Annotated in this window: 1 pseudogene; it reads left to right on the forward strand. The window is 60.8% G+C overall.

From position 1 onward, the window contains the following. Window positions 1-255 (forward strand): annotated as a pseudogene (locus tag AC066Y_RS43415) (acyltransferase family protein); the annotation flags it as partial.

Here is a 255-nt window from a genome sequence, read left to right on the forward strand (position 1 = left end):
CGTTCACCGTGATTCCGATCGCCTATTACGCGATCGCGCTGCGTGCGACGCCGGACCTGACCTTCTCCGAATACTGGTGGAAGACCATGATCTTCGGGCCCTGGCCGAGCGGCCCGATCTGGTTCGTTTGGGTCTTGATGACGTTCGACGTGACGGCGAGCGTGCTGTACCGGGTGTCATCGCGCCTGCTCGAGCCGATCAACCGCCTGTCGATCAAGGGATTTGAACGTCCCTCGAAGTTCTGGCTGTTCCTCG

It is taken from the genome of Bradyrhizobium sp. USDA3010, from assembly GCF_056429065.1.